This window comes from Verrucomicrobiia bacterium (assembly GCA_035574275.1).
Classification (GTDB): Bacteria; Zixibacteria; MSB-5A5; order DSPP01; family DSPP01; genus DSPP01.
Genome location: DATLYY010000065.1, coordinates 1 through 5,490, shown reverse-complemented (window position 1 = coordinate 5,490; position 5,490 = coordinate 1). Strand labels below are relative to the sequence as shown.

4 protein-coding genes are annotated in these 5,490 nt (G+C 54.6%); 3 read left to right on the top strand and 1 reads right to left on the bottom strand.

Features of this window, described 5'->3' with window-relative positions:
• The coding region (locus tag VNL73_09290; GenBank protein HXF49598.1) for a helix-turn-helix domain-containing protein at window positions 1-1,416 on the bottom strand (1,416 nt) is incomplete at its 3' end.
• Window positions 1,417-1,849: 433 nt separating this feature from the next.
• Between VNL73_09290 and rpsL the strand changes: the two genes are divergently transcribed.
• From rpsL to fusA, 3 genes are all read left to right on the top strand, one after another.
• On the top strand, window positions 1,850-2,251 hold the full coding sequence (gene rpsL / locus VNL73_09285; GenBank protein HXF49597.1) for a 30S ribosomal protein S12: 402 nt from the start codon (window positions 1,850-1,852) through the stop codon (window positions 2,249-2,251).
• A gap of 4 nt (window positions 2,252-2,255) precedes the next feature.
• Window positions 2,256-2,729 (top strand): 30S ribosomal protein S7, encoded by a 474-nt coding sequence (rpsG, locus tag VNL73_09280; protein HXF49596.1) that lies wholly within the window; start codon window positions 2,256-2,258, stop codon window positions 2,727-2,729.
• A gap of 265 nt (window positions 2,730-2,994) precedes the next feature.
• Window positions 2,995-5,079, top strand: a complete 2,085-nt coding sequence (gene fusA / locus VNL73_09275) for an elongation factor G (protein HXF49595.1) — start codon at window positions 2,995-2,997, stop codon at window positions 5,077-5,079.
• The last annotated feature ends 411 nt before the right edge of the window (window positions 5,080-5,490 follow it).

Genomic DNA, 5,490 nt, shown 5'->3' with positions numbered 1-5,490 from the left:
GTGTTTCTTGATTTTGTGCTGAAGGGTCTGGCGGGGAAGGCCCAAAAGCTCGGCGGCCCGGGTCTTGTTCTGCCCGGCTTTTTCCAAGGCAGCCAAAATCTCCTGTTTCTCGAAGTTTTCCTTCTTGGCAAAGTAGGGGAGCGGCTCCAAGGGCTCCGGGGAATTGGCCAAAAGCTTACTCACCCGTTGCTCCCAAGCCGGATGCTCCAACTTTTGGAAAAGTTCCCTGGCGGTCACAAGCTGAAGGGTGACCTGTTTGGCGGAATAGGCGCCGACTTCAACCGCCGTTACCACCGCCTTGGCCGTTTCCCAGTCGTTTTCGCACTGGTCGAAAACATCCAATGCCTTTTCAAAGCAGTCGCGGGAGACCTTCCACTGCTGCAGTTTGGCATAGGCCACGCCCCGGCCGACAAAGCAGGCCCCCCGCTCCAGTTCCTCCGGCAGCTTGATTAAATAGCTTTCGCAGGTCTCGTAGGCCTTCAAGGCGTTTAGCGGCTCCCCTTTGGCGTTGTGCAAATCCCCCATCAACCGCCAGCACTGGGTCATAATCGTGCCGTAGGGAGAAACCCGCTCCCCGATTTCCATCGCTTTTTTGAGGTAGTCCTCGGCTTCCGAAAAGCGGCCTTCGGCGATGGAAAGCTGGGCAAGATACTCGTAGCCCGCTTTTTGGCTTCCGATTAATCCAACATCAGTGGCAATTTGAAGAGCATCAAAATAATTTTTGCGCGCCTCATTCGTCCGACCGCCCAAAACTCTGGCGAAACCTAAACCGAATAGCCCGGTGACATAATTAAAGAGATCCTTGGTCTTTTTTGTTTCAACCAAAAATTGATTCAAGTTTTGGATGGACAGCTTCCAGTTACCCGAAAGTCGGTGACACACCGAGGCCACACCATCTTGAACAATCGCATAGTACCGGTCTTCGGATTTTAAGGCCGCTTCCTTCGACTGCTCGACATATTGCAGGGACTCTTTTAAGTGCCCCTGCACGATGCAGAGATAGGCCATTTGGTTCAACGCTCGTGCCACCTCGCCCCACTGCTTGGAAAGCTTGAAGGTGGATACCGCAATTTCCAGATGTTCTCGCGCCGATTTTAGGTTTCCCAAGTCGATAAACAGCGAACCAACCAGTTTCTGGGACTTGGCGATACCCTCAAAATGCCGCAAGGACAGGTACATTTCGAGGGCTTTTTGGGCGGAAGAGAAAGCTTTCTTTTTGTCCCCTAATTCCCAGAGGATATATCCCTTGAAAAAATGGTAGGAAGCGGCCGTTTCGGAAGACGTCTCGAAGCTAGCAGAGGGGGTCAGCTTTTCCAGTTCCGCCAAACCTTCCCGAAAGCGTTTGGCCCGGACCAACACCTCCACGCCTGCCAGTTGCCTGCTTATTTCCAGAGAACTTTTATCGAATTTCCTCATCTATCCGTGGCGAATCAGATGGTTTGATAGTCGAAATTTTCTCGGAAATCGTTGAAGCTTTTCTTTCAAATTGGATTATCACTAGATAGTTACCGCCCCAACCCATTGGAATAATAAAATACCGGGCTGCCATTTTGTGGGGAACCGGATGTTCATCCAAATCATTAATGACCAAATAATACCGGATGGGCAAGGCAAACGCGGGGGCGGAGAAAGAAAGGAGTAGAAACACTGTCAAAAGAATGGTAAATAGTTTAAAGGCCCAAGACCTCACAAAAACCACTCCTTTCGTTATCTTGTTAAAAGCCATAAAATAATACGCAGGCCGACCGGAATTTGTCAAGAGTTTTTGGGTGGAATTTTACAAGAAAGGGGATAAAAGCACTTGACCAAACGACCGGCGATGTATAAATTAACGGGCTTTGCATAAGTTATGCCGACGATAAATCAACTGGTGCGCTTTGGGCGCAAGATGGAAACGTATTCAAGCAAGACCCCGGCTCTCAAGGCCTGTCCGCAGAAGCGGGGGGTCTGCACGCGCGTTTATACCACCACTCCCAAGAAGCCGAACTCGGCTTTGCGCAAGGTGGCGCGCGTCCGCTTGACAAACGGCATCGAGGTCACCGCCTACATTCCCGGCGAAGGGCATAATCTGCAGGAGCACTCGGTCGTCATGATTCGGGGCGGCCGTGTCAAAGACCTGCCCGGCGTCCGCTACCATATCATCCGGGGCACGCTCGATTCCGCCGGCGTGGCGGAACGCCGCCAGGGGCGTTCCAAATACGGGGCGAAAAAACCAAAAGGGCCTGCGCCGGCCAAGAAGGCAGCCGCTTAGTTTTATGCCGCGCAAGAAGAAAAAAGAATTCAAAAAGGAGTGGTCGCCCGACTGGAAGTTCCGCTCCCCCCTGGCCACCCACTTCATCAACTGCCTGATGAAAAACGGCAAGAAATCGACCGCCGAACGGATGTTTTACGAGGCGGTGGAACTGGCCGGCAAACAGGGAGGGGCTCCCGGGTTCGACGTTTTCCAGAAGGCGTTGAACAACGTCAAGCCGGTTCTTGAGGTAAAATCCCGCCGGGTCGGCGGCGCCAACTACCAGGTGCCGGTGGAAGTCCGTCCCGAACGGAGAACGGCTTTGGCCATCCGCTGGATCATCGACTATTCCCGCGAACGCAGCGAGCATTCGATGGCGGAAAAGCTGGCCGGGGAATGGGTGGCGGCGTCCAAAAACGAGGGGTCCTCCGTCAAGAAAAAAGAGGATACCCACAAAATGGCGGAAGCCAACAAAGCGTTCGCCCACTTCCGCTGGTAGGAACTTTTTTGCCCTTTCTTCCGTTGAATATGACCGATAACGTTACTGTATTGACGACCCTGGAAATAAAGGAGGAAAGCAAGGAAGCTTTGCTTTTGGTTCGTTAAGCCGCCGTTTTTCGGGTCGCCACTGAAAGACAAACCGAAAACGGCTTTTTTTATCCCACCAGCAGGGGCTGGCGGACTACCCGTAAAAAGAAGAACTTCGAGGGCGGCCCGGGGCCCCGTTTTTGGGAAAAGATGAAAGATACGATAAATTGAACGATATGCCCAGAAAATACCCGCTGGAAAAAACGCGCAACATCGGCATCATGGCGCACATCGACGCCGGCAAGACCACCACCACCGAGCGGATTTTGTTCTACACCGGCAAAACCCACCGCATCGGCGAGGTGGACGAGGGGGCCGCGACGATGGACTGGATGGAGCAGGAAAAGGAGCGGGGGATCACCATCACCTCGGCCGCCACCACGGCGGAGTGGAACAACCACCGCATCAACATCATCGACACGCCGGGGCACGTCGATTTCACAGTGGAGGTGGAGCGCTCGCTGCGCATTCTGGACGGCGCCGTCGCCTTGTTCTGCGCGGTGGGGGGGGTGGAGCCGCAGTCGGAAACGGTCTGGCGGCAGGCGGACAAGTACGGGGTGCCCCGCATCGCCTACATCAACAAAATGGACCGGATCGGCGCCGATTTTGACGCCGCACTGGAAATGATACGCAAACGGCTGGGGGCCAATCCCGTTCCGATCCAGCTCCCGGTGGGGCAGGGGGACATGTTCACCGGCATCATCGATTTAATCACGATGAAGATGCGGGTGTACGACGAAAAGACCCAGGGGATGCGCTATGAGGACGTGGAGATTTCCAAATCCCTCATCGACAGGGCCAAGGAAGCCCGCGCCAAGCTTTTGGAGGCGGTTTCCGAGTACGACGAAAAATTATTGGAAAAATTCGTGCATGACGAGCCGATCAACGAGGCGGAAATCAAAAGCGCGCTCCGCCGGGCGACCTTGGACGTCAAAATCATCCCGATTCTGTGCGGTTCCTCCTTCCGCAACAAGGGGGTGCAGCAGCTTTTGGACGCGGTGGTGGACTATCTCCCGTCCCCGCTCGATTTGCCGCCGGTCGTGGGGCACGAGCCCTCCGACGGCACGCAAGAAATCGTGCGGAAGCCCTCCGATGATGAGCCGGTGACGGCTTTGGCCTTCAAAATCCAGACCGACCCGTACGTCGGCAAGCTGACCTACTTCCGGATGTATGCCGGGACGCTGAAGGTTGGTTCCTACGTTTTGAACCCCAACTCCGGCGTCCGCGAGCGGGTCGGCCGGCTTTTGGAAATGCACGCCAATAAACGGCTGGATATCGACGCGGCCTACGCCGGGGATATCGTCGCCGCCGTGGGCTTGAAGAAAACCTCCACCGGACACACTCTCACTGACCCGGATCATCCCATCGTTCTGGAAAAGATGCAGTTCCCGGACCCGGTTATTTTCGTTTCCATTGAGCCGAAAACCAAGGCCGACCAGGACAAGCTTTCCGATTCGCTCGGCAAACTGGCGGAGGAGGACCCGACTTTCCGCATCCGTTCCGATGAAGAGACCGGCCAGACCATCATTGCCGGGATGGGGGAATTGCATTTGGAAATCATCGTGGACCGCTTGATGAGGGAGTTCAAAGTCCAAGCCAACGTGGGCCGCCCGCAGGTGGCTTACAAGGAGACGATTTCCCACCCGGTCAAGGCGGTCGGCAAGTTCATCCGCCAGTCCGGCGGACGCGGCCAGTACGGCCACGTCGAACTCGAAATCGAACCGCTTCCGCCCGGGGGCGGGTTCGTCTTCGAAAACAAAATCACGGGCGGCGTCATTCCGCGGGAATACATCCCCGCCGTGGAAAAGGGTATCAAGGACGCCATGGAAAACGGCGTTCTGGCCGGGTATCCCTTGGTGGACATCAAGACCGTTTTAGTGTACGGCTCCTATCACGACGTGGACTCTTCCGAGCTGGCGTTCAAAATCGCCGGCTCGATGGCCCTGCAGGAAGGCGTGAAAAAAGGCGGGCCGAAGTTGTTGGAGCCGATTATGAACGTGGAAGTGGTTGTTCCCGAGGAGTATATGGGGGACGTGATGGGGGATTTGCAGTCCCGCCGGGGGAAAATCGCCGGGATGTATCCGCGCGCCGACGCCCAGGTGATTGCCGCCACCGTGCCGCTTTCGGAAATGTTCGGCTACGCCACGAAGCTCCGCTCCATCACGCAGGGGCGGGCCGTTTACACCATGCAGTTCGGCCACTACGCCGAAACGCCGAAATCGATTGCGGAAGAGATAGTTTCGAAGGTAAGAGGGGTTTAACTCTTGTTTTTGGTTCATTGAGGCGGACCCTCAACCCGCCTTTTTATTTCATCAAAAAAATCCCCTTGACAAGTTATTTGAACGCCGTCTATCTTATTCCACAACGGGAGAGATTATGGCTACGGATGAAGGGTACTATTTCGTGGCGGAACGATTCGACATCTCCGAGAAGCATCCCGCTGTTTTAGGGTACAAGACACAAGACACAAGACACAAGACACAAGACATATAGCGCCTTGTTTGTTTGAAAGTTTTAAGCCGATTCCAAGGTGGGGTCGGCTTTTTTGTTGAACCTTAAACCACAGAGGAGATGAGAAAGGATGAAAAAGCTGTTTGCAATCCTATTTCTGACAGTATTTTTTGTCAGTTTCGGGGCGGGTTATTTTCTCCAGCCACCGGTAGCAAATGCCT

Bases quoted from the DNA above. Each gene is read 5' to 3' on its own strand.
- fusA (HXF49595.1), top strand. From the start codon at position 2,995: ATGCCCAGAAAATACCCGCTGGAAAAAACGCGCAACATCGGCATCATG.
- rpsL (HXF49597.1), top strand. From the start codon at position 1,850: ATGCCGACGATAAATCAACTGGTGCGCTTTGGGCGCAAGATGGAAACG.
- rpsG (HXF49596.1), top strand. From the start codon at position 2,256: ATGCCGCGCAAGAAGAAAAAAGAATTCAAAAAGGAGTGGTCGCCCGAC.